This window comes from Corynebacterium sp. ACRPE (genome assembly GCF_022347435.1).
In the GTDB taxonomy this organism is placed as follows: Bacteria; Actinomycetota; Actinomycetes; order Mycobacteriales; family Mycobacteriaceae; genus Corynebacterium; species Corynebacterium tuberculostearicum_D.
This window is the reverse complement of sequence record NZ_JAKRNA010000015.1, coordinates 1-25590: the sequence shown is the minus strand read 5'-3', so window position 1 is coordinate 25590 and position 25590 is coordinate 1. Positions and strand designations below refer to the sequence as shown.

The 25590-nt window shown below is 64.9% G+C and carries 16 protein-coding genes and 2 pseudogenes; 5 read left to right on the top strand and 13 right to left on the bottom strand.

Translation table 11 applies throughout. The features are described 5' to 3' along the window. Window positions 1-65 precede the first annotated feature (65 nt). Together MHY13_RS08240 and MHY13_RS08235 are read right to left on the bottom strand one after the other, a co-directional pair. Window positions 66-494 carry an MmcQ/YjbR family DNA-binding protein gene (locus MHY13_RS08240; protein WP_150851362.1) on the bottom strand — a complete coding sequence of 143 codons (429 nt, stop codon included), beginning with the start codon at window positions 492-494 and terminating at the stop codon, window positions 66-68. Window positions 495-805: 311 nt separating this feature from the next. After that, window positions 806-2022, bottom strand: a protein-coding gene (locus tag MHY13_RS08235; RefSeq protein ID WP_239282810.1) for an IS3 family transposase whose coding sequence is annotated in 2 segments (ribosomal slippage) — window positions 806-1761 and window positions 1761-2022 — 1218 coding nt in all. Because the reading frame shifts where the segments join, the coding sequence is not laid out codon by codon here. Between the two features lie 94 nt (window positions 2023-2116). Between MHY13_RS08235 and MHY13_RS12275 the strand changes: the two are divergent. From MHY13_RS12275 to MHY13_RS08225, 3 genes and pseudogenes are all read left to right on the top strand, one after another. Then, window positions 2117-2541 (top strand): annotated as a pseudogene (locus tag MHY13_RS12275) (IS110 family transposase); the annotation flags it as partial. Window positions 2542-2571: 30 nt separating this feature from the next. Continuing rightward, window positions 2572-3114, top strand: coding sequence for an IS110 family transposase (locus MHY13_RS12270; RefSeq protein ID WP_366512281.1), 543 nt, complete (start codon window positions 2572-2574; stop codon window positions 3112-3114). A gap of 524 nt (window positions 3115-3638) precedes the next feature. Further along, window positions 3639-4202, top strand: coding sequence for a triacylglycerol lipase (locus MHY13_RS08225; protein ID WP_239282808.1), 564 nt, complete (start codon window positions 3639-3641; stop codon window positions 4200-4202). A gap of 196 nt (window positions 4203-4398) precedes the next feature. On the opposite strand, the gene MHY13_RS08220 is transcribed toward MHY13_RS08225, so the two are convergent. The 11 genes from MHY13_RS08220 to MHY13_RS08170 all read right to left on the bottom strand — a co-directional run bounded on the left by MHY13_RS08220 (window position 4399) and on the right by MHY13_RS08170 (window position 23496). Further along, the gene (locus MHY13_RS08220; protein ID WP_239282806.1) at window positions 4399-6132 is read right to left on the bottom strand and encodes an ABC transporter ATP-binding protein; all 1734 of its coding nucleotides are present in this window, start codon (window positions 6130-6132) and stop codon (window positions 4399-4401) included. After that, window positions 6129-7907: an ABC transporter ATP-binding protein gene (locus MHY13_RS08215; protein WP_179387189.1), complete on the bottom strand. Its 1779-nt coding sequence runs from the start codon at window positions 7905-7907 to the stop codon at window positions 6129-6131. The genes MHY13_RS08220 and MHY13_RS08215 overlap by 4 nt, the downstream gene beginning before the upstream one ends. Continuing rightward, a complete protein-coding gene (locus MHY13_RS08210) occupies window positions 7904-8587 on the bottom strand; it encodes a trans-aconitate 2-methyltransferase (RefSeq protein WP_179387188.1) in 684 nt (227 codons plus the stop codon). Before MHY13_RS08210 ends, MHY13_RS08215 begins: the two co-directional genes overlap by 4 nt. Before the next feature lie 73 nt (window positions 8588-8660). Then, window positions 8661-9398, bottom strand: coding sequence for an ABC transporter permease (locus tag MHY13_RS08205; protein ID WP_005325972.1), 738 nt, complete (start codon window positions 9396-9398; stop codon window positions 8661-8663). After that, on the bottom strand, window positions 9395-10147 hold the full coding sequence (locus MHY13_RS08200; protein ID WP_005325973.1) for an ABC transporter permease: 753 nt from the start codon (window positions 10145-10147) through the stop codon (window positions 9395-9397). Before MHY13_RS08200 ends, MHY13_RS08205 begins: the two co-directional genes overlap by 4 nt. Continuing rightward, the gene (locus tag MHY13_RS08195) at window positions 10144-11187 is read right to left on the bottom strand and encodes an ATP-binding cassette domain-containing protein (protein WP_086589202.1); all 1044 of its coding nucleotides are present in this window, start codon (window positions 11185-11187) and stop codon (window positions 10144-10146) included. Before MHY13_RS08195 ends, MHY13_RS08200 begins: the two co-directional genes overlap by 4 nt. Continuing rightward, on the bottom strand, window positions 11184-12362 hold the full coding sequence (locus MHY13_RS08190) for a saccharopine dehydrogenase (RefSeq protein ID WP_179387187.1): 1179 nt from the start codon (window positions 12360-12362) through the stop codon (window positions 11184-11186). The genes MHY13_RS08195 and MHY13_RS08190 overlap by 4 nt, the downstream gene beginning before the upstream one ends. After that, complete coding sequence (locus tag MHY13_RS08185; protein WP_239282804.1) at window positions 12355-18681, bottom strand: non-ribosomal peptide synthetase; 6327 nt, start codon at window positions 18679-18681, stop codon at window positions 12355-12357. The genes MHY13_RS08190 and MHY13_RS08185 overlap by 8 nt, the downstream gene beginning before the upstream one ends. A 10-nt stretch (window positions 18682-18691) precedes the next feature. Then, on the bottom strand, window positions 18692-20464 hold the full coding sequence (locus tag MHY13_RS08180; protein ID WP_179387185.1) for an AMP-binding protein: 1773 nt from the start codon (window positions 20462-20464) through the stop codon (window positions 18692-18694). A 174-nt stretch (window positions 20465-20638) separates the two neighbouring features. Beyond that, window positions 20639-22885 carry an ATP-binding cassette domain-containing protein gene (locus MHY13_RS08175; RefSeq protein ID WP_236587137.1) on the bottom strand — a complete coding sequence of 749 codons (2247 nt, stop codon included), beginning with the start codon at window positions 22883-22885 and terminating at the stop codon, window positions 20639-20641. 107 nt (window positions 22886-22992) lie between these two features. Then, the gene (locus MHY13_RS08170; RefSeq protein ID WP_236587136.1) at window positions 22993-23496 is read right to left on the bottom strand and encodes an ECF transporter S component; all 504 of its coding nucleotides are present in this window, start codon (window positions 23494-23496) and stop codon (window positions 22993-22995) included. Between the two features lie 372 nt (window positions 23497-23868). On the opposite strand from MHY13_RS08170, the gene MHY13_RS08165 reads away from it, so the two are divergent. Next, window positions 23869-25103 (top strand): IS3 family transposase gene (locus tag MHY13_RS08165; RefSeq protein ID WP_239282802.1). Its coding sequence is split into 2 segments (ribosomal slippage): window positions 23869-24157 and window positions 24157-25103, totalling 1236 coding nucleotides; the frame shifts between segments, so codons are not numbered across the junction. Window positions 25104-25125: 22 nt separating this feature from the next. Continuing rightward, window positions 25126-25431, top strand: a pseudogene (locus MHY13_RS08160) (IS256 family transposase); the annotation flags it as partial. Window positions 25432-25590: the final 159 nt, after the last annotated feature.

Genomic DNA, 25590 nt, shown 5'->3' with positions numbered 1-25590 from the left:
GGATTTATTCTATCAACTTGGCTTTAATTCTAAAGTGACTCGTCACTGTCCTAAACGCAAAGGCCTTAGTGTCCAGAGGACGGCTCGATCGGCCGCTGCCTTCTCGGCAGCTTCTCTACCACCAAACGATAAGAATCCGTGACCAACTCCTCTATCAGCTGTTGGTGCAGCTCTGCGTGTGGATAGACGGAAACCCAATGCCGTTTATTCATGTGGTAGCCCGGCGCAATGAATGGATACTGCTGCTGTAGCGCTTGGCAGTCCTCCGGCTCGGCCTTAATGATCATTTGCTGTTGACCGGTCACCGCTGTCAACAGCAAGAAAATTTTGCCGCGTACTTTGAATACGTCCCAGTCGGGACCAAAAGGATGCAGCACCTGCGAGCCGAACATCTCTTCGGCGCGCTGCCGCGCAACCTTGTAGATGCCGCTCCCGTCCAACATCGCCCCCCATTTCGTTGTTAGCAGTTCCACCTCAGGGCGCCGAAGATTCATAGTCTGTCCACCCGATTGGGCGGGCTATGTTTATTTCCGTTCCCTCCGTCTGAAAGGACAGTAGAACTAGTCGCGGGCTTCGGTATGGCTTATTCCCGCCCCTGTCTGAAAATGATCTGGGGGTGATGCCGCCGAAGACAGTGACATACTCAAACTGCTAATAGGAACCTGACCCAGCCCAGGTGGTATGAGGTCTCACAGTAATGTAGATGCCAGTACTAAGTATGTCCGACCACCCCCAGCGATGAAGCTCAAATAGTCCAACTGGGGTTGCCCGCAAATCGTGGACACGTAGTGGGGCTACCTAGTGTTTAGGCAGCTATTTCTTTTCTACTGGTGGTTAGACCAATGTGGTTTTCGAAGTCGACGGGACTGACCATCCCTAGTGCAGAGTGCCGGCGCCGACGGTTGTAAACGACTTCCATCCAGTAGGCAACGGCCTTGCGCGCGGCATCACGGGTTGGCCAACGCTTACGGTCGTAGAACTCGGTTTTAAGCGTCGACCAGAACGACTCAGCCATCGCGTTATCAAAGCACACACCAGTACGCCCCACAGACTGAGCAATGCCCAGGTTATGGCAGACTTCCCAGATCTTCTCGCTGGTAAATTGCGTTCCGCGGTCAGCGTGGAACACCAGCCCATCAGGAACGTCACCGCGCAGTGTATATGCCATCCGCAGGGCCCGTTCGACCAGGCATGTATCTTGAACGCTATCCATCGCCCAGCCCAGCACCCTGCGGGAATGGCCGTCGCGGACCGCACACAAGTACAACCATCCCTCGCTGGTGCGTAGGTAGGTAATATCCGACATCCACACTCGGTTGAGATCACCAGTATCAAACACGCGCTTGACCAGGTCAGGAAGACTCGACTGACGCTTAGCTTGAATCGTTGTCACCGGGACAAAGGCACGCGGTGAAATCCCTTCAATTCCCATCAGGCGCATCCGCTTAGCCACAGTCTTGCGATTCAGGGTGATCCGGTAACGCTCGGTAAGTTCTGCGGTGATCCGCGGAGCACCATAAACCTCATCGGAGTCTTTCCAAATCTGATGAATCTTTCGGTCAACGCCATCGTAAAATGCAGCACGATCATTTTCGCCAGATAGTCGCTTCTGCTGCGTATCAGCCCATTTGTAGTATCCAGACCGAGACACTTTTAATAGCCGTGCCATGCGTTTGATGCTGTAGTTTGCCTTCTCCTGCTGCATCAATTCGAACTTTTCTGCTCGCGTTGCTTCGCGGCGAAGAAGGCTGTCGCTTTTGACAAGAACTCATTATCCATCTTGGCTTCCGCCAACTCACGGCGCAGACGAGCATTCTCAGCACGAAGATCAGCCTCACTCATCCCATCCGAGGCCCCTCGGCGTTCACGCTCGAGTTTGACCCACCGGCCTAAAAGCCCGGCGGAGACGCCAATCTCCTTAGCCACATGAGCGATCGGGCGCTCTGACTCGATTACAAGGTTCGCGGCTTCACGCCGGTACTCCGGCGTGTACTTCTTGCGCTGTTGACTCACAATGAACATCCTCTCCTACGGACACAAGATCCGCACAAATAGGGTGTCCACTAAACGAGGGTAACCTCACAACTTCTAATTCATCGCTAGGAGGAACACACCCATGGCCTATGACTTCGTCATTGGCGTGGACGTCGGCAAATACTTCCACCACGCCTGTGTCCTCGATCCCCAAGGCAGACAAGTCCTGCCCAAACGCATCAATCAGCATGAAGGCTCGCTACGCAAGCTCTTCGGCCAATTCCTCGCCGACAACACCTCGGTCCTTGTCATTGTCGATCAACCCAACAACATCGGCCGATTAACCGTCGCAGTCGCCCAACACATAGGGCAGACGATCGCTATCTACCAGGGCTTGCGATGCGACAGCTCTCTCGCATCCACGTCGGCAACTCCAAGACCGATGTACGCGACGCCTACGTCATCGCCCATGCCGGTCTTAACCTTCCAGACGCCCTGCGCAGCGTCGACCGCGTTGAGGAAGTCTTTACCCAGCCAAAAGTTCTCAACGGTATCGACGAAGACCTCGCCCGAGCCTACACACGCCTAATTAACCAGATGCGATCCGCGCTCGTGGGAACCAATCCTGCCTTCGACCATGTCCTGCACGGACAGATGATTCACCGAAAATGGATCCTCCACCTACTTGCAAAATACGGCGGCCCCACCAAGATTCGACGCATCGGTAAAACACGCCTAGCAGCCTTTGCGCGCAGTCACAAAGCGCGCAATCCCGAGCCTGTCATCCATGCCATGCTTGCTGCCATCCACACACAGACCGTGTCCATTGCCGGCGCAGAATACCCCGAACTTAGCGTAGCAATGTCCGCCAAAGACGCACTGGCCAAACTAGCACATCGCAAGGAAATAGAAGCACAGGTACTCAAGCTCATTCAAGACATTCCTCAAACCGAGATTCTTTTATCCATGCCCGGCATCGGCCCACGTAGCGCAGCACAGATCCTCATGACTGTTGGCGATATGTCCGACCTCCCCGATGCAGCGCACCTAGCGTCCTATACAGGCCTATCACCACGGACAAATCAATCAGGAACGTCCATTATGCCGAATTCACCCAACCGCGCTGGCAACAAAAATTAAAGAACGCCCTATGGCAATCGTCTTCTGCATCGACCAGATTCCACGAGCGTTCCCGGCAATTCTATGAACGAAAACGCAAAGAAGACAAAAGACACAACGCCGCAGTCGTCGCACTCGCACGCCGACGCCTCAACGCTCTCTTCGCCATGATGCGAAACGGCGAGCACTACCGAGACATCCCCACAATCCAGAAGGCCGCAGCAGCCTAAAGCCACCAGACCCCCATCCAAGCCGATTGCACAGCAAGCCCAACCGGCTCCTCAAGGTACCCAAAACAACATCTACGAGACGAAGCAGAAACCCTTCACACCACCAACAAGCCCACCCACGGAGTTGACAACCTATATAGGAACACCCCCGACGAGGTGACGAGAATCCCCTCGTCGCTGTCGGACGGCGGTTTCCCGACCGGTGGCCCAGCCGCCGGCAAACCTCACCCGCGGCCGCCCGGGCCCTGTCCATGGCCAAGCCCGGTCTGGTGCCCCCGGCACCAACGACTTCCGGTGCCGCCCCGGGACGGTGAATTGCCCGTCATCCTCATTCCCGGGACCGGGGAGGACGCCTACGCGAAATGGGCGGGCCTCGCGTCCCGCCTCGCCCGGGCCGGGCTGTGCGCCTACACGTTCACCGACAACCCGCTCGTCGTCGATGGACACCCCGTCGAATGGGCCGTGTTCAGCGGCGACATCCGCCACAGCTCGAAAACACTGGATTCCGTCGTCGACCGGGTGCTGGCCGCGACCGGAGCCCCGGCGGTCAACCTCGTCGGGTATTCGCAGGGCAGCGGACCCCTGCCCCACCACTACATCCGGGAGCTGGGCGGGGACCGGGTCGTCGAACAGCTCATCGGTACCGGTGCCTCGAACCACGGGCCCCGGGCGCACAGCGCAGCCGATCGCTTTGACGTCCACCCCGAGATGCGCCACGGATACTCCCGAAACGCCGGCAAAACGAACGCGCTTGCCTGGGAACAGCAGATCTCCGGTTCCATGCTGCTGAATGAGCTGACCATCGGCGACATCACTCGACCGGGCGTGCGGTACACCTTCCTGGGCCCGCGGCACGACAATGCCGTGCTCCCCCACTAAAACTCCTTCGTGCGGGAACCCGGCGTCACCAACATCACCGTCCAAGACGTGTGCCCCGCCCACCGCACCGAGCACTACGGCTTCAATTACGACCCTGTCGCCCAGGGCATCGTCGAGGACCCGCTGACCGGGACGGCGTGGCGGGACCACTGCACCGGTACCGGACCGGAGCGATGGTCCTCGACGGACGAGAGGATCAGGCGCCCGGGGAGCCTCCCGTCCGGCACGTCCACGACTCGGCGTAGCGGCCGCCCTTCGCCAGCAATTCATCGTGCGTGCCCCGTTCTGCGACCGTCCCGTCCTCCGAAAGCACGACGATGAGGTCGGCATCGCGGACGGTGTGCAGGCGATGGGCGACGACGATCACGGTGCGATCGCCGCGCAACGCTTCCATCGTGCCGACAATCGCCCGCTCAGTGGCCGCATCCAGCGAGGACGTCGGCTCGTCGAAAAACACCACCGGGGAATCCTTCAGAAGCGCCCGGGCGATGGCGACGCGCTGCCGCTCGCCTCCCGACAGCAGCGTCCCCTCCTCCCCCACCGGGTTATCCCACCCGGAAGGCAGTAGCTCCACGATGCGGTCCACCCCGGATCGCCGGGCGGCCTCGCGCAAGCGGTCTCCGTCGCCGGGCCCGGAACCGAATCCGGGGTCGGCGAAGACCACGTTGTCCCGCACGGACGCGTCGAAGAGGAACGTCTCCTGGAACACCGGGGTCACCAGCGAGTTCACGCCGTCGGTGCCGATCCGAGGCAAGGGCACCCCGCCAATGAGGATCTCCCCCGAGTCCGGATCATGAAACCGCGACAGCAGCCGCATGACCGTCGTCTTGCCCGCCCCCGAAGGTCCCACTATGGCGACCAGCGCTCCCTGAGGCGCACGGAAGCTGACGCCGTCGAGGACCTTCTTCTCCCCGTACCCGAAGCTCACGCCGCGGAACTCCACGTCATGCCCGTCGGGCAGCTCCGGTGCGGCAGGCTCGGGAAGGACGGGGATCGCCCGCAGCTCACGCAGCGCAGCCAACGTGTTGCGGCCCGCGCCGAAACCGCCGGACAACGCTCCCGCCGTGGTGATCGGTCCGGTGAACTGGACGACCACAATGAGCATCGGCGCCAAATGCGCCGGTGACATCCCGCCCGTCGCGGCGACCGCCACGGCGACGACCACCGCCGCCGTGAACACCGCATGGACGACCGAGCCCAACCGTCCGATGGCCGCGCCTTGCGTCGACGTCGCCTTCGCGAACGCATCGTGTTGGGCCTGGATCGCCTCATCCACCATCGCGTCCGCCGCCGAACCGTCGCCCGCGGCGCGAATCACCTGCTGGCCGCGGGTGAACTCGATCAGCCTGCCGGAGACGGCAGCGACGGCGTCAGCATGCGCTTCGTCCGACTCCCCGCCGACCCGGCCAATGGCCCGGTAGGCGAAGAAGAGCACCGGCGCCGACGCGACGAGAACCAACCCGACGCGCCAATCCATCGCCAGAATTCCGAGAGCGATGACGGTCGGCGTAACCACAGCGGCGATGACGGGCCGCAGGATCACGTGCGGCACGGACGCCGCGAACGCCATGCCCGAAGACGCCATCTCCGAAAAGCGGCCGGCCGTGGACTTGGTGACGTACCCGAGTGGCAACGTCAGCACGCGTTCGCCCAGGGAACGCAGCAGGGACGACAGCACCGCTGCGGAATTCGCCCTGCCGACCGTCCCCGCGGCGAGGGACAGCACCGCATGGGCGGCCGCGAGGCCGGCGATGACGCCGGTGAAACGCCACGCCGTCGCATCATCTCCCTCGGCCAGAGCCGACAGCAGCGGCAGCAGCGCGACGAACGCCGCTCCCTGTGCCAGCGCGGCAAGCGCGGCCAACGCAATGAGCCACGCCAGCGTCATCTTCGAGTGCCGATCCGTCATCGACCACAAGTCCCGGATCATCGGTTCCCTGCCTTTTCATCGTCTGCTTCAGTGCCCCGCGGGGCGGATGGTTCGTCGTCGAGGGCGAACGCGCGCCACAGATCCCGGTAGCGGCCACCGCGCGCAAGCAACTCGTCGTGGGTGCCCGCCTCCGCGACCGCTCCCCCATCGAGAACGAGGATGCGGTCAGCGTTGCGGATCGTGCTCAATCTGTGCGCAATCACGATCACCGTCCGCGAACGAGCCAAACGCTCGATTGCGGACTGAATGAGGGCCTCGGAAGCCGGATCCGCGTAAGCGGTTGCCTCGTCGAAGATGAGCACCGGCGCGTCCGTGACAATCGACCTCGCGATGGCCACGCGCTGCGCCTCACCACCGGAAAAGGTTACGTCGACGTTGACCACCGAATCCAGGCCCTTCGGCAGCGCCGCGATGACCGTATCGAGGTTCGCGAGCTTCGCGGCCGCCATGATTTCGCCGTCGGTGGCGTCTCTCCTGGCCAGCCGGATGTTCTCCCGCAAGGGCAGCGTGAGCAACTGCGGATCCTGGAACACCACCGACACCGAACGGTGCACGTCGCGCACGGCGATGTCGCGAAGATCGTCGCCGCCCAGCAGCACCGAGCCTTCGACAGGGTCGTGGAAACGCGCCAACAGCCGGGCGACGGTGGACTTTCCGGAACCGGAGGGTCCCACCAGCGCCGTGAGGGCCCCCGATTCGAACGTCGCGGACATCCCGTCGAGGACCCGCGGCCCATCCCCGTAGGAGAAGACCAGGTTCCGGACCTCGAGCGCGCCTCCGTGCACGGGCACCGGCTCGGCGGACTCGGTGATCGGCGGCGTGCCCAGCACCTCCGCGATGGACTTCAGGGCGGCGATCCCCGCGATGATGGGTTCGGAGTTCATAGCCACCCTCACGATCGCCGCGGAGAGTCCAAGGCCGAGAACCAGCCCGGCGACGAGACCCTCCGGTTTGCCGCCCGCGGTGTCCCTCAAAGCGAGGCCGGCGCCGCACACCACTGCGAGGACCGTGATCGGGGACGTCACCACGTCGATGAGCCCGAGATAGATGTTCGACTGCCGGGACCAGGCGGACCACGCGCGGACGAACGACGACGCCGCGGCATCGTAGCGGCCCGCGCCCTGGCTGGCGCGTCCGAAGGACTTCATCACCGGGATGCCGCGCACCAACTCGATGACCGCAGCCGTCACTTTTTCAGAGGCTCGCTCGTAGTCGCGCTGAAGACCGGCTCCGCGCGAAATCATCACGCCCATCAGGGCGAAGGTGACCAGCACCGGGACGACCGCCACCGCCGCGATCCGCCAATCGACCGCGACGAGCGCGATGAGGGAAAGCAGGGGAACCAGCACCGCCACCACGGTCTCGCCGACGGTGTGGCCCATGAGCTGGTGGACAGCCGCGACGTCCTTCTCAACCGACCCGATGATCCCCGACGAGCGCCGGGCGTCCAGCCAACCCAGCGGCAGCTTCCGGATATGGGCAACCAACCGGCGCCGGAGGTAGAGCTGCAGGTCGTTATCCGCCCGGTGCGAGAGCATGCCGGCGGCGCCGTCCGCAGCCATTCGCACCGTCGCGGCGACGACGATGACAACCACGGCCAACCACGTCCGATGCACCGGGGCCTCCGGGTACGTCATCGCGATGTCGATGATGCCGACCAGCGAAGCGACGGTAGCCACCGACGACAGGACGGACAACGCGACCACCGCACGCATCCGGGTCCGGATCGGGGCGAGCAGCGACCACGGGCCGACGGTCCCGTCCACGGCGCTCACTTCCCCGCCTCCCCGATCGCGCTTTTCTTCGCGAGAGTGCAGAAATACACCGTGCCGGCGCGTGAGGCTCCGTCCAGCTTCAGCCCGTTGGCTTCGGCGAGGTCCTCGAGCTCGCTGCCCCGGAACACCCGGTGGCCCATCTTCGCCATGACGGCCATGTCGACCCGCTCGTTCACGTCGGGATCCTCGACGAACGTCTGCACGTAAGCGATGCCGCCGTCGGCGAGCAGCCCGGAGACCCTGCCGAGCGCGGCTCCCGCATCCTTCATTTGGTGGAGCGCGCCACACACCCAGATTTCACAGGCCCCGCCGGGCTCTCCCGCGAGCGGCGTGAGGATGTCGGCAACGTGGAATTCCGTCCGGGCCCCGAGCCCGTCGGCGGCGGCGCGTTCGCGGGCGATGCGGATCGCATTGGGCGACAGGTCGTAGCCGACGATGTTCGCCCTGCGATAGCGAGACTCAGCGGCGAGCGTGCGGGCGAGCCACCCGGTTCCGCAACCGAGGTCGAGGACCCGGGCCGGCGCATCCGGCCCGGGATCCAGCGCACGGAGCTTCCGGTACACGGCGGCGGCGTCCATCGGTTCGCGCGCATAGCGGCTTAGGAACCTCGGCTGGACCTTGTCCTCGTAGGCCGCGAGGAGCCTGCGGTTGTTCTGGACGATCTGGGCGATCGACTTCATCTGGTTCTGTCTCCGGGTGTGTGGGCCGCGTCCACGCGGCGGTTTCGGGTTAGATGCTCGGATTCGCGGGCCGTCATGCAGACTCCCCCGGCCTCGTTTTCACGGCGATGCCCCACGCCGCGAGCACGGCGATACCAAAGAACCAGGCCGCGCAGACCACCAGACCCGCAGCCCCGGTACCGTTGACGGCCTCGCCGGCCGCAGATACGGGGGTGTGCCCGGCGATTCCGCGCAGGAGGGGACGGAAGTGGTCGGCGGGCATGAGCACCGTGTTGACGAACATCGCAACGATTATCAACGGGATAAGGGCCACGGATCCCTGGGGGCTGGTGATGGAGAACGCGATGTACGTGCCGGTGCATGCGGCCGCCGCGGCAACCATCGCGCCGGTCACCGTGATCCTCCACCACCAGGACACCTCCAGGGGGCCGTCGGAAAGCAAGGCGGCCACCGCCGCGACGACGATCGTCATCGCCATGATCCGGATGAACTCGGCGATTATCCGTGCGGTCGGCACGGCCGCGTACGGTGCCGGCATTGTGATCAACCGCTCGTGGAGGCCATTGCTGCGTTCAACGAACACGGTGGACGATCCCGTGATGGCCAAGATGAACGCCCACGCCGTTACGACAAGGATGACCGCGTTCCGGAGTTCGAACTCTCCGGTGAGCTGCCTGACCAGGCTACCGAACATGCGGTTGACGATGAACAGGTACACGAGCGGAGCAATGAACGTCATGAACCAGAAGTCAGGGCGCCGCAGCCAAGTGTGGACGATGCGCCGCAGATGCACGAAAATGGCGTCGATCATGATTCGCTCCTCGAGGTGAACAGGCGGATGAACAGGACGATTCCGACGACCGTCGCGACACCGAGCCACAGGGCGGCCTCTTCCCCGGCGTGATTCGGGAAGGCGCCCGGGGACGCCGCCCTGATCACCTCGATCACCGGCGAAAAAGGCATGTGGCGCACGATGTCGCGCAGGGAGCCGTCCACAGCGGTCGTCGGAATGAACGCGGTGGAGAACATGAGCAGCAGCATTTCCAGCGCCTGGATCGATGAGGCCGTCGACACCGGAGCGGGCACCATCAGGATCACCCCGTCCGTGACCAGGGACAGGACCGCGGCAGCGAGCAGTGACCACAGGACTGTCCACGCGACGTCACCGAGAGCCATGTCGAGGCCACAGGCCCACGCGACGATCAGCAGCGCCGCGATCGACGCGGACATCCGCAGCACATCGGTGGCGAGCCTGCCGGCGACATAGCCGCCCGTGGCCCCGGGCAACACGCGCACACGGTCGACGAGCCCGGATTCGACGTCCTGTCCCACCGCCATCGCCGACGCCGCGGCGGTGAACATCGCCGCCTGGAACAGGCAGCCGCCGAGCACGAAACGCAGGTACCCGAAGCCGGATTGCCCTGCTGAGTACCCAAACACCGCGTACAGGCACAGCAGGAAGAGGGGAGGAACGACGAACATGGAGATCAGCGACGCGGTGTTGCGTCGCAACAGCAGCAGATCCCGACGGAGGAACGCCGCGACCGACGTCGCACTCATCGCGCCGCACCCCCCGCGTTCATCGATATGAACACCTCGTTAAGGGTGGGCGGCGACACGCTCAGCGAATCCGGCAACGCTTCCGAGGCCTCCATCGCCCGCGCCACCGCCTCGAGGACCTGCGGTCCGGGGTCGACGTCGAGGGACACCATCTTCCCCGCGACGCGGGCGCGGTCCAGACACGCTCCCCTTAGGCAGCGGGCGAATGCCTCCGCCCCGGCGGCGGTGGCGAAGGACACGCGGAGCACGTGCGACCCGAAGTCGCGACGCAATTCCTCCGGCGTTCCGCTGGCGACGATGCGGCGGTCCTTGAGCAGATGGACGTGGTCTGCCAGCGCCTCCGCCTCTTCCAGGTACTGGGTGGTCAGCACCAGGGTCATTCCGTCGTCCCGCAGTTGCCGGATGAAGCCCCACAACTCTTCGCGGCTGACCGGGTCCAGCCCCGTCGTGGGTTCGTCGAGGAACAGCAACCTGGGCACGACGCACAGCGACGCGGCGATGTCGAGGCGGCGCCGCATGCCACCCGAATAGGCCGACGCCAACGTCGAGGCACTGTCCGCGAGCGAGAATTGCGCGAGCAGTTCCGTCGCGCGGGCGGCCGCGTCGGCGCGGTCGAGTCCGCGCAGACGCCCGAAGAACTCCAGGTTCTCCCGGCCGGTGAGGTTCTCGTCGATCGCCGCGAATTGGCCGGTGGTGGCAATGTCGGCGCGCACGCCCGCCGGATCCTCTTTCACATCGCGCGAGAAGATGCTCACCTCGCCGGAGTCTGCGGTGATGAGCGTCGACAGGATTCGGATGAGGGTGGTCTTGCCTGCGCCGTTGTGGCCGAGGAACGACACGATCGACCCGGCGGGCACGGTGAAACTCACGCCGTCGAGCACATGCTTGCGCATCCGGGCGCCGCGCTTTCCCTTGCGCCCGCCGTCCGGCGGAGCACCTGCCCCGCCTTCGGGCGCGGTGCCGGCTTTGCCCGCAATCGGGTAGCTCTTCGTGAGGTCGCGGACGACGATCGCCGCACCCCGTTCAGCTTGATCCGTCATCGTTTCTCCTTTTCTTTAGTGTCGCATTGGGCCGCTGCCGGCAGTGGCCCCGTGGTCGGGTTGTCATGCGGCGTTTCGATATGGATGCCCGCATCGCGGGCGAAGGCGAGGACCGGTTCGAGGAGCCGGGGGTGGCCGACGAGATCCCGGCACCCCGGCGCGACCGGCTTCCCCGCGACCGACGCAACGGTGGCGGCGGCAATGGCCGCGGTCATTTTGTAGGAACCCGGGCCAGTCGCCCGGACGACGGTTGTCTCGGCCGCCGACCCCGCATCGCCCGCGCCGGCGGAGGACAGTGCGACGACCAGCTCGGCGGGTTGCGGAGTGCCCTTCGCCCGCGCCTTCCGCGACGTCACGGCCGCCCCGAGACGGGCGAGCAGACCGGAGACGACGGGCATCGCGTACAGTCTCGACGTGCGGATCTTCTCCACCGACTCATCGGGGAGAGCATCGAAGGCGACGTGGTAGGAATATCCGAGGATCGAGGGGCACACCTCGCGTACGACGTCGATGTCCGGGCATTCGTAGCCGATTCCGCTTTGCGACGACACCAGGTTGCGCCGCACTTCGACGATGGCGCCGCCGAGCATCGCGCGGTATCCGCCGCGAATGGTCCGGAACATCGACTCGACCGACGCGGCCCCGGATTCCTGGTCGGCGCCAATTCGCAGATCGACCCGCACATCGCGGACCTCTTCGGCCCCCGCAGCGCGGGCCCCGAGCATCAACAGGGCCGTCGACAAGCCCGGGCACAGGCCGAACCCGGTGAGCACGGGAACCCCCTCCCGCCGAGCATCCCCGTCGAGGGCCATGATTGCGCGGCGGGCGTCGATCGAATCGTTGACGTCGATGTACCCGGTGCCTGAGTCGATGCAAGCACGGGCGAGTGAGTCTGCATGCACCTCGAACGGGCCGGTGCAGTTGACCACCCAATCGTGTTTGCGGAAGACCCTGCAGATCTCGTTGTGGCCGGCGGCGATCCTCAGCGGGAAGTGCCGCCCCGGGCCATCGTCCGGTTTCTGCCGGGAAGTGTAGGCCAGCTCAATCCCGTCGACGACGCCGAGCATCCCCCGGACGAGCCGTCCGGTGACGCCGGTACCTCCGGCCACCAGCACTTTCACGGGTTCGCCCCCGTCGCGGTCCCGTGCTTCCCCGCCGTTTCGTCGGTCAGTCACTTTCTATCTCCTTTCCCCGGTCCCGCGACCGGTCGATTCCATCGGACGACGGGTCCACTGCCCTGTCATCCGTTTCCGGTGCCCGGCGCCGGCGTTCGATGTACTCCCCGATGAGAGCCCCAGTCAGCGCGGCATCCTCTCCGAGGACGAACGAATAGTGGTTTCCCGCGACGCCGACAACGCAGAGGTCATTGACGAGGTGGTCCCGCCACTGGTCGTGGTTGTGGGCCTCGCCGTCATCGGGGAGAACGAACAACGCCTCCCTCACCCGCCCCTCGGGCCGGTACCGGGTGCGGGCATCGATGAGCGAGCGCAGCGAGTTAAACTCCGTAGCCGTCACCCGGTCGCCGGAAAGCCCAAGGTCCTCCAGGAGCGTCGGTGCGACCGCCGCGGCCAGGGCACGCAGGCGGGCCCCCCGTTCCCCGTCGGTCTCGTCGACCCCGTCGAACTCCGCCCAGAGGCGGGAAACCGGCGTTCCGTGCGGGAGATTGGCGATCGAGGGCACCACCCGGGACAGCAGTCCCTTTTCGGATTCCGCGTCGAAATCCCCGACGTCGACCGCGATCCCCGGAGCCAGGCTGTCGAGAAATACCAGCGCGGGATCGAGATCGGCCAAACGGAGCACCATCTCGGCTGCGATGGTGCCGCCGAGGCTCCATCCGACGATCGCCGGGGCGGCACCGTCGACGAGCACCTCGCGGACCCGGCCCGAGTAGTGGGCCGCGATGTCGCCGATGCCGGTAGCGTGGGGGAATGGTCTCTCGAACTCCGCGAAGCCGACACCCCACACCTGCCCGCCACCGGGGATCGCGAGTGCCAGGTCTCGGTAGATGTCGACGGTGCCGAATCCGCCGTGGACGAGGAAGATCGGGCGCGCCTCATCGCCGCTGCGCAATAGGACCAGCGAACGGTCCGCGGCCGACGCGCCGGGGTCATCCGCGTCCCGCCGGTCGGTCGGCGTGGCCGTCGACTGGTCGACGAGCTCGGCCACGCCACGTGGCGTCGGCTTGGCCAGCGCTTCCGCGAGCGGCACCGACGCCCCGGTGATGTCCTGAATCCGCTGCATTAGCTTCACGAATCCCAGGGAGTCGTAGCCGAGGAGGAACAGGTCGTCGTCCGCGCCGGCTTCGGCGCCGCCGAGATCGGCCCGGACCATCCCGGTGATGACCGTCAGGTATCCGCGAGCTCGGCCCAACAGGTCCCCGGATGCGATCCTCGAGATCGCGCCCGATCTGTCGCGCTCCGCCGATGACGCGCCCGCGACGCCGTCGTCGATCGCCCCACCGCCGGAAGAAGTGCCCCCGACCGCCAGGCGCAGGTGCCGAACCTGGCCGACGCTCAGCGGCGCCGCTTCGGGGCAGCCCCCGGCGAAGCCCGACACCGACCTGATGTAGTGGTCGAAGATGTCCTCCACCAGTTCCGGTTTCAGAATCTGCTCGACGAAATCCCAGGCGACGTTGATACGCCCGTCGACCTCCATCACCTGGTTGTCCAACAGCACCTGCGGGGTCTGGGAGATGGCGTAATCGACGTCTCCCAGGACGTGGGCATCCCTGCCCGAGCCATCGCCTGCCGCGGAACCCTCGCCGAACAGCAACGAGGTGTACACGAACGGCGCTACGGCCTGTCCGACAGGCAGACCCCGGTGGCGCGCGATGGCACCGAGCAACGACACCCCGGAGTACCCGGCCGCCATGTGCCCGAGCAGCCGGTCGCGCAGTTCCGCCGTCCACCAACGGAGATCATGGTCGGCGGCCGCTTTCACCGGCATCAGAATCACGCCGGTGAAATCACCGAAGACGCCGGCGACGTCGGCGATTTCGGGATCACGATTGTACGTGGTGATGTTGATGCCGACCGAATCCCCCCTCGACCACAGCGACAGGCTCGTCGCATAGCAGGCGAGAAGCAGTGCGGACACGCTGCCGTCGGCGGCGCTGGCCCGTTCCCGCAACAGTGCGGTTTCCGCAGCGGTGAATGTGTACGTCAGGCGACGCATCCGCGGCACATCCACGTCCGCGGCCGCACCGCTTGATGGAAGGGTGTTGCCGGGCGGGAATTCCTCGACCACCGTCCGAGTCAACGTCTCTTCGCCCCGCCCGACCGCCGAAGCTTCCCGGCGCTTCATCTCCAAGACGTACGTGCGGTAGTCGCCAGTGACGGGGGGAAGCTCCATTCCCCGGTACAGCTTGTCCAGGTCGTCGATGAAAATCCGCTGGCTCGCCCCGTCTCCGATGATCATATCCACGCTGAAGAACAGGCGGTGCCGCCCGTCCGGGAGCGCGAACGCCGACAGATGGAACAAGGGCCAGCTGCCCAGATCGAATACCTGGTGGCTCAGCTCATCGCGCTTGCGCCGCACCGCCTCGACCACGGTCGCCTCATCGGCGGCCCGGTAGTCGGCGACGTCAATGCGGTAGCGCGGAACCTCCGGCAGGATCCGCTGCGTGGCTTGTGCGGTGAACACGACGCGCAACATCGGATGCCTGCGGATTAGATTGTCGAGGGCTTCCTCCAGGCGGTCGATGTCGATACCTGGTTCTGTGACGGATTCGATGTAGTAGTGCTCGGTGACGCCGCCCAGCTCGAACCCGGAGTTCCGGCCAACGTAGTAGGCCTTCTGCATGTCGGTCAGGGGGAACGGCGCGTGGGGGTCGTCCCCGAATTGTTCCACCGGATCCTTCCCGTGGGCACTCGCGGAACATTCTCGGGCGCCTCCTGCGGCTGAACCGGCACCGACGGCACAATCGGGGGAAGACATTGCCTCGGCGACGTCTTCAGACTCGGCCCTGGACTCCCGCATGGCTTCCGAGACAAGGCCGGCGATGTGCGCGATGGTCGGGTCGGCGATGACGTCGCGGAAACGGAGCCGGACTCCCGTCTTCTGCCGGATCGCGCGCATCATAACCTGGAATTGCAAGGAATCGCCGCCGCGGTGGAAGAAAGACTCTCCCGCGCCACACGTCGGATCCGCGGCACCCGTCGACGGGGCTTCCCCGAGGATCTCGTCGAAGACTCCGGACACCAACTCGATCGCCCCGGGGTCGGCGACGGAACCAGGCGCGCCCACGGCTCCGGCCCCCACCCCGGCGGCCTCGCTATCGGCCGTTGCCCCGCCGCCCGCGGCGCCGACGTGCCTACGAATTTCCTCCTGATCCAGTTTCCCGTTGACGGTAACGGGCAGGTGCGCCACCGGCAGCAGGACCGTCGGTACCATGTACGCTGGCAAGCAGCGGGCAAGCTCGGCCCGGACGGCATCCCGCGAGCCGGTCATGTCGTCCGCCGGAACGTAGAGGCACGCCAGGAGTCCCCGATCGCCCGATTCGACGACCGCCGCCATCGACGCGGTCACCAGGCCGGACCGCTCGAGGACCGATTCGATTTCTCCAAGTTCGACGCGGAAGCCCGCGATTTTCACCTGACGATCGCGGCGGCCGAGAAATTCCACAAAACCCTCCGCATTGAACATGCCCACGTCTCCGGTCCGGTAGCAGCGCCCGATACCTGGGACATGCCCGAAGGCGGCAGCGGTCCGCTCCGGATCGGCCGCGTACCCCTGCGCGACGCCGAGACCGCTGATGTGGATTTCCCCCGGCACGCCAACGGGGCAATGCACCCCGTCGGGCGCGAGCACGTGGATGCCCTGGTTCGCCAGCGGGTACCCGTAGGGAATGCGGTTTTCCAGGCTGTCGCGTTGCAGCGGGCAGTGGATGGACCAAATGCTTCCTTCGGTCGCACCGCCGAGGCTATTGATCGACGCGTTCGGGAACATGGCCATGGCGCGTGCCGGAAGCCCCGCTGCGATGCGATCGCCGCTGAGCAATACGGTGCGCACATCCGGGAACACGTCGTCGTCCGCCGCCCGGACCAGGGCGAGCTCCAACAGGGCGGGCGCGGAGTTCCACAGCGTGACCCGCTCTTCCCGCAAGACGTCGAGGATTTCATCGGCGTCGCGTTCGTCTCCGACCATCGTCACCGTCGCGCCTGCCGCGAACGCACCGAACACGTCGTAGACCGACAGGTCGAATCCCAGCGACGACAATCCGATGATGCGATCGGCGGAGGTGACTCCATACCGCCGGTTCACGTCGAGGATGGTGTTGACGCAGTTGCGATGACTGATCCGCACACCCTTTGGACGGCCCGTGGTCCCCGAGGTGAAGATGACGTAGGCAAGGTCGTCAGGGGCAGTGCCGGGCGAAGAGTGCGCACCCGCGCTGCCCGCGCGGTCGCAGACTTCCGCGGCTGCGGGCTTGCCGACGCCCGCCACTCCGCTTTGGTCCAGTTCATCGATCATGCCGGTGTCCAGAATCGGGCCCGCCGCACCTGAGGCTTCCACGACGTATTCTTGTCGCTGGGTCGGCATGCCCGCGTCGACAGGCACGAATGCGGCTCCCGCACGCAATACGCCGACCATGTTGACGATGTCGTCGGGATGCTTGGTGTAGCGCACGATCACCGCATCCCCCGCCTCGACGCATGAATCCGAGAGTTGGCGGGCGATGCGTCCGGCCCGGGCCCAGACCTCGGCGTAGGTGTACGAGATGCCCCGGGCAGCGAGGCGCACGGCCGGTGCGTCCGGAGTCGCCGCGCATGCGGATTCGACAAGCGAAACCAGGGTGTCATCGTGGATCGGTCCCGCAGCGTCGTTGTAGCGGGCGACGGCCCCCTCCGTCTCCGCATGACGGATGGGCAGAGCCTCTCCACCCTCCGCCACCACGTCCAGGGCCTCCGCAACGGCCCCGAACATCGCATCTACCGCAGGGAAGTAATCGTCGACCACGTCCCACGACAACGCCATCCCGCCCGATGCCGGCATCACCTGAATGTCGAGGCACACCTGCGCGGTTTGCGTGTAGACGCGTTCGATGACCGGGCTGCGCCCGCTTCCCCGCTCGCCGCCGAGGTAGCTGGTGAACACCACTGGAGCAGTGGCCTGGGACTGATTGGCCGCGTCCCGAAGGAATCGCTGTAGCACCTCCACACCGGAAACGCCGCGGTGGGACAGCCCTTCGCGGATGTCCAGGTCGATCACCTCCGCCAACCCGTCGATGGTCGCGGCTCTCCCGGCGTCGACGCCGACGAGCATCGATGAAGTGAAATCTCCCATCACCCTCGTGCCCGCAGCGAGGCCGCTGCGTTCGCTGACAGTCACATTGACCGTCAACGCGGATTCGGGCAGCCACCTGCAGACGACGGCGGCGTTGACGGCCATCACCAGCGACGACAGGGTAACTCCAATGCGGCGGGCACGTTCGCCGAGCTTGGCGGTGACCTCCGCGTCAAGCACCGTGCCCAAGCGCCGGGTCGACCAATCGTCGCCACCCTCCACGGCCGCCGGGAACTCCGGGCGCCGCGGCAGATCTGCGGCCTTCTTCTCCCAATAGGCGAGGTCCTCGGGCCGTTTCCCGTCGCGCCGGCGCGCGGAGATTGCCGCCACAGCATCCCCATATCTGGAAGCCGGAGCCGGCGACTCCCCGGCCAGCAGGGATTCGAGCTCGTCGAAGAACAGGTACACCGAACCCGCATCCATGACGATCATGTTGAAGTAGATGAACATCCTGCACCCGCCCGCATCTGCGAGCAGCCTCGCGGCGACCATGGGACCATCCTCGTTCGACGATCGCGCCGCGGTTCGCATGTCCCGACGGATCTCCCCCACCGCCGCGTCGACATCGTCGCCGGACCCGACTACCTCGACGGTGGCGAGGCACGCGCCGGTCGGGCTCAAGACCCCGGCATCGACGTCGAGCCGATGGAACAGCACGTCGTGACGCCCGAAGACCGCCTGCACGGCCTCCTCCACCTGCGGCAACGGATGGTCGTGCCGGGATTCCGCGTAGATGTACGTCGCTTGGCCGCCAAGCTCGATGTCCTCGTCCGCGCCGAGCAGATAGGCGGTCTGGATCGGATTGAGCGGGACCGCATCCGCGGGATCGGCCCCATTTTTGCCGGCCCCGCCGTCATCCGACTCATCCGTCGCCGCAGCGGGGTCGGCAGCGGCGCATGCGGCAGATCCGGCATCAGCGCCACCCCGGGCCGCGTCGATGGTGGCCGCCAAATCAGCGACCGTGGCCCCGGGGTCCATCGCCGCGTAATCGATGCTGACCCCGTACTCATCCTCCAGCGCCAGCAGCATCTGGAGGAAAGTCAGGGAGTTCGGGATGTGGTCGCGGAGTTTCACGTCCGCCGAATCCAGGTGCACGCCGATGGCGTCGGCGATGGACTCCGACAGCCGTTCGGGGGCGACTCGGGCCCCGGTGCGGGTTCCTCCCACGGCGGTAGATGCGACGGCCGGCGCGATCGTTTCATTGGTCATGGTCATCGCCTCAGAGCAGAGCCTCGAGCTTGCGGCGGAGCTTCTTGCCGTTAGACGCGACGGGCAGCTCGTCGACCCACAGAACCCGGGAAGCGGGCACCCCGGCGACGCGCATCAGCTCGGTCATCGCGGAACGGGCCACCGCCTGTTCATCGATCGGAGTTTCATCCGCGTCCGATTGCCCGACACCGGTCGCACCGTCGGCCGCACGATCGGTCGGGGTCTGCCTGGCCAGGAACACGGCGATCTCCTCTTCGCCCGTGGCTGGGTTGCTCCGGCCGAGAACGGCGACATCGCGGTCAAGCACATTCTCCAGCACGGCTTCCAAATCGGCCGAATAGTAGTTCCGGCCGTTGACGAAGATGATGTCCTTCTTCCGGCCGAGGACGAACAACTCGCCGTCGCGGAGAATGCCCATGTCCCCCGTGGCGAACGCCCCGTCATCGGTAAGCTCGTGCTCCACGATCCCCTCTGCCGTGATCGCGGCGCGGGTCATCGGAGCGCCGGCGATGTGGATTTCACCGACGGTGCCGTCGCCGAGGACCCCGCCCCCGTCACCGCGGATGGTCAACGAGATCCCCGGGACGGCCTTGCCCAAGGCGACGAACTCAGCTCCAGACTCGCTCTCGATGTCCTCGAAACGCTGCCCCATGGTGATGCCCTTCCGGTCAAGCCGCACCGTGGACAGACCCGAGTAGATGTCCCGGGTCGTGACCAGCAGGCAAGCTTCAGACATTCCGTAGGCGGAGGTCAGGGCATCCTCCCGGAGGCCCAGGGCGGACATCGCCGCGAGGAACTTCCGGGCCAATGGAGCGTCGATGGGTTCAGAACCGCTCATCAGCTTCTGGACGTTGGAGAAGTCATAACCGTGGTCGGGCCCGAGGGGCCGGCGCTCGAGATGGCGCAGGAAGTGCTTGAACGCGAAGTTCGGGCACACGGTCACCGTCGGCCGGTGCCTGGTCACGGCCTCGAACCAACTCCGGGGATCGGCGATCACCTCGGAAACCGGCAGCAACACCTGGTCGTACCCACGGAAAAGGGCGTAGACGTGGAAGCCGATCAGCGAAAGGTTGTGGGTCAAAGGCAGCCACGTGAGCATCTTGTTCTCGTACCGGTGCGCGTGGCGTGGGATCGTCGCGCGCAGACCGTTCAGCACGGACTCGTTGGTTACGATGACGCCCTTCGGCGATCCCGTGGAACCGGACGAAAACTGGATAAGGGCTTCGCCGCCCGTCCCACCCCGCACCGGGAACACGGGGACCGCGCCGGCGCCCTCCCCGGAATCCACGTCCCCCGGCTGAGAGAAGTCCGATTCAGCATCACCCGGCATCGCCGCCCCCGGTTCCGCGGCGGCGTCATTGACTATGGACACGTCGAGCAGCCGGTCCTCGTCCACGACTACGGCACCGTTTGCGCCGGTGAGCAGCGTGTGACTGCGTTCATCGACCAGGATCGGGGCCCCGGGCATCATGTCCAAGAGCGTCCGCACCCTGTCGACGTCAGCCGGGCCCGACACCGGCGGCGCAAGCGCCGGAACCGCGCCGACGTAGACGCAGCCCCAGAACGCCCGGATGAGCCCGCGGTTCTCCGAAACCTGGAAGATTATGCGGTCGTCGGGGCCGATGCCGGCTTCGGCCAACCGAGTCGCAACCGCCACCGCCTCCGCATGGACCCGGCCGTACGGGACGAAGACGTCCCGCCGGTTCTCGACGAAGGTGATCCCCTTCTTCGTCTCATCGGCCTTGTCCCGAAGCACGTCGCTGATGGTCCGGATCGTGTTCACTGGTACCTCTTTCGGTTGTCGGCGCCATGCAGGTGCCGGGCGGACCGGGCCCGCATGGCGTGACCCGGAGGGTGTGTCTGAAGGGTTGAAGGGGTGAAGCAACTGGGTGGGGCGCGTCTCCGCACAGGCTCGGAAACGCTCGCGGGCTCGGGGCCCGCCGGTTCCGGGTGCCCGTCAAGTCACTGCGGACACCAGGGCGGCAACGAAGGCCGCGGCGGACGCTGCGGCCGCGAAACCGTCACGCACTCGCCAGGGATGATCGGTGCGGAAGGTACGCCGCGGATGGCGGCCGAAGTTGCGCATCGCCAGGGTCAGGGACAGCTTTTCGGCGCCGCGCACGGCGCTGACGAACAAGGGGAAGGCGATGCGCGCGGGCGTCGTCGCGCGAATGAAACCGGAGCGGAAAAACTGCCCTGGTCGCATCGAGCGCAATCTAATCGCCCATGTCAGCTGGGGGATTTCGCTGCGCAGGAACGCCGCGATGCTCACCCCGGAAATCGCTATGGTGCACCATGTGTAGGGCACCCGGAGGCGTTGCACCATGGCGTCGAAAAGCTCCTCGACGCGCATGCACGCGGAGACCAGGACTGTCCCCGCGAACACGGCCGTCAACAGCAGTCCGTGATGGATGCCGTGGCGGACGGCCTCCGCCGCATCCCCACCTCCATAGAACTCGGAGCGCCACCCGATCAAGCCGAAGAACACCCCGCTCAACAGGACGAGGAGGACCTTCCCTGCCGTCGCCCGAACGTCGCGTTCCGCGATCGCAGCGAGTGCGAGGAACGCGACCACCGTCAGCGCGACAACGGCGTCTCCGCCGGAGAGCAGCCCGGCGGCGACGACGAGCATCACCGCCGCGACAATCGTGATGGCGTTCAACCCTGCGCGTCTTCGAGGGGCGGCTTCACTGGTCCAGGGGTTTTCATTCCCGGACGTCCCTGCGCCGGCCGCGGGCAGTGCGCGATCCCGCCGGGACGGCTCCGGGGCAGCCGGCACGTCGGCCGCGGGACCAGACCAGGCGACCTTCCCTTCGGCGACGATGCTCGCCCGATCCGCCCACGTTCGCGCGGCACGGCGGTCGTGGCACGTGAACACAACGGTTCCGCCGGCCCCGGCGTATTCCGCCAGCGCATCCAGTACGATGCGCGAGCTCGGCGAATCCAGGTGCGCCAACGGCTCGTCGAGAAGCAGCAAACGGCGATTGGCCGCCGCCGCTAGGAAGATTCCCAACAGTCTTTTCTGTCCGCCCGACAGGACGAACGGCGAGACAGGGTCAAGTGCCCGGGGGCACAAGGCTTCCCGCAGTTTCCTCAGCTCATCGGCGCCGAGTGGTCCGTGCGGGTCCGTGCCGGCCAGCGCGGAGGCGATTTCCGCGGCGACGGTCGCACGGGTGAACTGGTGCTCGGGGTTCTGGAACGCCCACGACGCGAAGGCGTCGGGGGCGCGCCGGGCGGACTCGCCGTCGATCCGTATGTCCGCTCCCGCCTTCATCTGGCCCGACAGCACCGCCAGCAAGGTGGACTTACCGGCTCCGTTGGCGCCGACTAGAGCATGGATCTCGCCCCGTTCCAGTGTCAGATCAGCCCCGTTCAGGATCCGCTCCCCGCCCCGGGCCACGTTGGCTCCGGTCAAGGCCAGCAGCGGAACGGCATCCGCCTCCGAATCCGGATCGGTGCCATTCCCGGCCCTCCGGGACTTTCGCCGCCGGTCCGGACCGGGACGGTCCGGCGCTCCCGTGCCCGGCGTACTGTCGTCCGGCGTTCCGGTGGTCGCGGCCGTCGTCGCAATGCCCCTCACCGCGATGCCCTCCGACGCTCGTTGGGCGGCGACGCTCCCGTCCACATCAAGGATTGTCACCGTGTCGACCCACCCGTCGAACGGGCGGAGGTCGTGCTCGATGAGCAGGATGACGCGCCCCGGAGCCCGCAATTCACGGATAGCGGCGAACAGCGACCGGCGACCATCCTCGTCGACGTGGGCCGCGGGCTCGTCGAAGATCATGACCTCCGGCGCACTGGCCACCGCACCGGCGATGGCCATCCGCTGGCGTTGCCCGCCCGACAAAGCCCACGGATCCTTCTCCGCGAGCTCTGACAGCCCGAGCTCTGACAGGGCCGCGGCTGATCGCTTGGCGACGATGTCAGCTTCCACGAGGGAAAACTCGAGGGCCATGGATACGTCATCGACGACTCGAAGCGTGAGCACCTGCGTCGCTGGGTCTTGCCCGACGAAGGTGACCCGGTCCCCGTCCACGGGGCATTCGGTGCCGTCGGCATCGACGATATGCACGGATCCGGCATGGTCGATGGGGATGTGCGAGGGGATCAGTCCAGCGATGAGGTGGGCCAGGCTCGTCTTTCCGCATCCCACGGGTCCCGTAATGACGTTGATCGTGCCGAAATCGAAGGAGAGATCCACCATGTCAGGTGCCCATCGCCCATCGGCGTGCCGCACGCCCGCGCCACTGACCCGTAACCGGGCCGGGGCCGTCCCGCGTGTCGCACCGGCGCACACGGGTGCTCCGCCGGTCACCGGGTGACCTCGCGGCTGCGAAGACCCTTTGCGACGGCAAAGCCCAGGACCAAAAACACCAGGCTCGATGCCAAGGCTACGCCGAAGCTGATCAGGGTCATGGGCGTGGTCGGCGAGTTGACGCCAACTGCGCGCGGGGCCATCGTTCCCATCATCGCGGAGAACAACATCGCCGACGCCACGAACTGGGGACGCGTCCACCGCCGGTACAGGGTGACCATGAACGGAAGCTCGATGAGCAATCCTTCCATGATCAGCGCCCCGATCGCGGCGACGCCGAACGGAGTGGTCGCCGCGGACACGACGCCCATGGCAAGGCACGCGATGAGGCTCGCGCCAGGCTTGCGGACGACGATGAGGGGAACGACGCACTGCAGGAACCACAACCCGAGCGTCGCCGCGACGAGATAAACGTGGGCGATGCCGGCGAACACCTGCAGGTAGGTCAGGGGCACGACGACGAGAGACCCCGCGACGCCGATCGCGGCGGCGACGAGCATATCGCGGGTGGATGGTCGGCCACCCGCTGCGACCGGTGCGACGTGCACCAACCGCCCGTCGTCCGTCCCGTCCGGGCCCGCGTCCCCGACTCCCCCTCCGGAGAGGGGTTCTCTGGTCGATCCACGTTTTCTGTTCATCGTCGCCGCCTCGCTTCCGTTGCCGATTCCCGATCGGGACCACAACTTGAAACAGTATTAGGTTAGGCAATCCTTATCAACTTATGCCAGACTCGAATTATTGACTTTGCCCCCCGTTCCCCCCCATTTCGTTGTTAGCAGTTCCACCTCAGGGCGCCGAAGATTCATAGTCTGTCCACCCGATTGAAGTGTCCCAGGTTTTGTTCCGTCTGAGTAGATGGGAAAATCTGGAATATGCCAAGAAAATTTGACCAGGATGCGAAGGACCGTGTGGTCCGTCTTGTAGAGGACCGTATCTTGGCGGAAAATATGTCGATGCAAGCCGCGTGCCAGGCAGTAGCTCCAAAGTTGGGGGTTTCATGGCACACGGCTCGTCAGTGGACCCAGCAGGCCCGTCGTGCGGGAAGCATCCCAGAACCTGTGCCTGAAGACTTGGCCGCGGAAAACGCGAGGCTACGCCGTGAAAATCAAGAGCTACGCGACACCAATGAGCTACTGAAGGCTGCCTCGGCTTTTTTCGCGTCGGAACTCGACCCAAAACGTCGGAAATGATCCGGTTCATCGATGAGTATCGGGATCGTTTCTCCATCGAGTTCATTTGCGAGACGTTAAACACCCACCGTGTTGGCGGTTTCATCACGTCCCGTGGATACCGCCAATCAAAAGCCCGTGGTATGAGTGCCCGCAGTCTTCGTGACGCTGCTCTAGTCGCGCACATCGCCGAGGTCCATGAAGAAAAGTTTGGCGTCTACGGCATCCGTAAGATGTGGCATACTCTGCGCCGTGAAGGAATCGACATTGGCCGTGAGCAGACCGCACGCCTGATGCGTCTTGCTGGAGTCAGAGGCAAAGGTAAAGGTAAGTCTCCTATTACTACCCGCAAGCCGAAGGGACCAGATCTGCGTCCTGATTTAGTTAATCGCAAGTTCAACGCCCCGGCACCGGCCCGATTGTGGGTGGCCGATATTACTTATGTGCGCACTAGAAAAGGATTCGTGTACACCGCTTTTGTTACCGACGTGTTCTCCCGAAGGATCGTCGGGTGGGCACTATCTGATTCAATGCGTACCGAGGCGCTGCCGCTGCAGGCGCTTAATCAGGCGATTGTCAGCGCGAAGGAAACAACGGGGCTGATTCATCATTCAGATCATGGCTCACAGTACGTCAGCATTGTCTACAACGAACGGCTGGCTGAGTATGGAATTGCTGCCTCTACCGGGACAGTAGGAGATTCCTATGACAATGCTTTGGCCGAAAACGTCAACGGTTCCTACAAAAATGAGCTGATTCATCGGCGGTCGTGGGACAGCGTGGTTGACGTGGAGATCGCGACGTTTGAATGGGTTAATTGGTGGAACGAGGTACGGCTTCACCAAAGTCTCGGCTATCGCACGCCAGCTGAGGTTGAGTCAGAGTTTTGGGAAACCAACCCGGCCCAAGAAATAATGGAAATCAAGGCAAATGCCTAGGAACAAAACCCGGGACACTTCAGGCGGCATCAACAAACAACTTAAAGACTTAGCAGGCAATCATCGTGGCATGTTCGATGAGCATCAGCGCATCACCATGGACTGGTGGCTTTTCACCCACACCGAAGACCCTGTACCGCCACTGGATATAGCCAAGCAACAAGACTTCGGACGCCAAGGAGAAAAAGCCGCACGCGCTGCCTGGGCGAAAGAAGAACTTAAACGACACGGCCACCCAGACGGGCGACCAGCCACATATGACACCCACATCGACAGCGAATGGAACCCCAGCTTAGGCATAAGAAAAGGCTGGGCCGGACGCGCCTAAATCCACACGAAATGTCCCTTAACGCGACACGCCGCAAATGGGTTAAGGGTCAAAAAGTGTGTCCGGAATCGCGGATTTTCACGGATTGACCTGTAGGTTTCCGGAAAGTATATGCTCCGGAAGCATATATCTAGCCCCCGACGGGAAATCCTCGGTGTG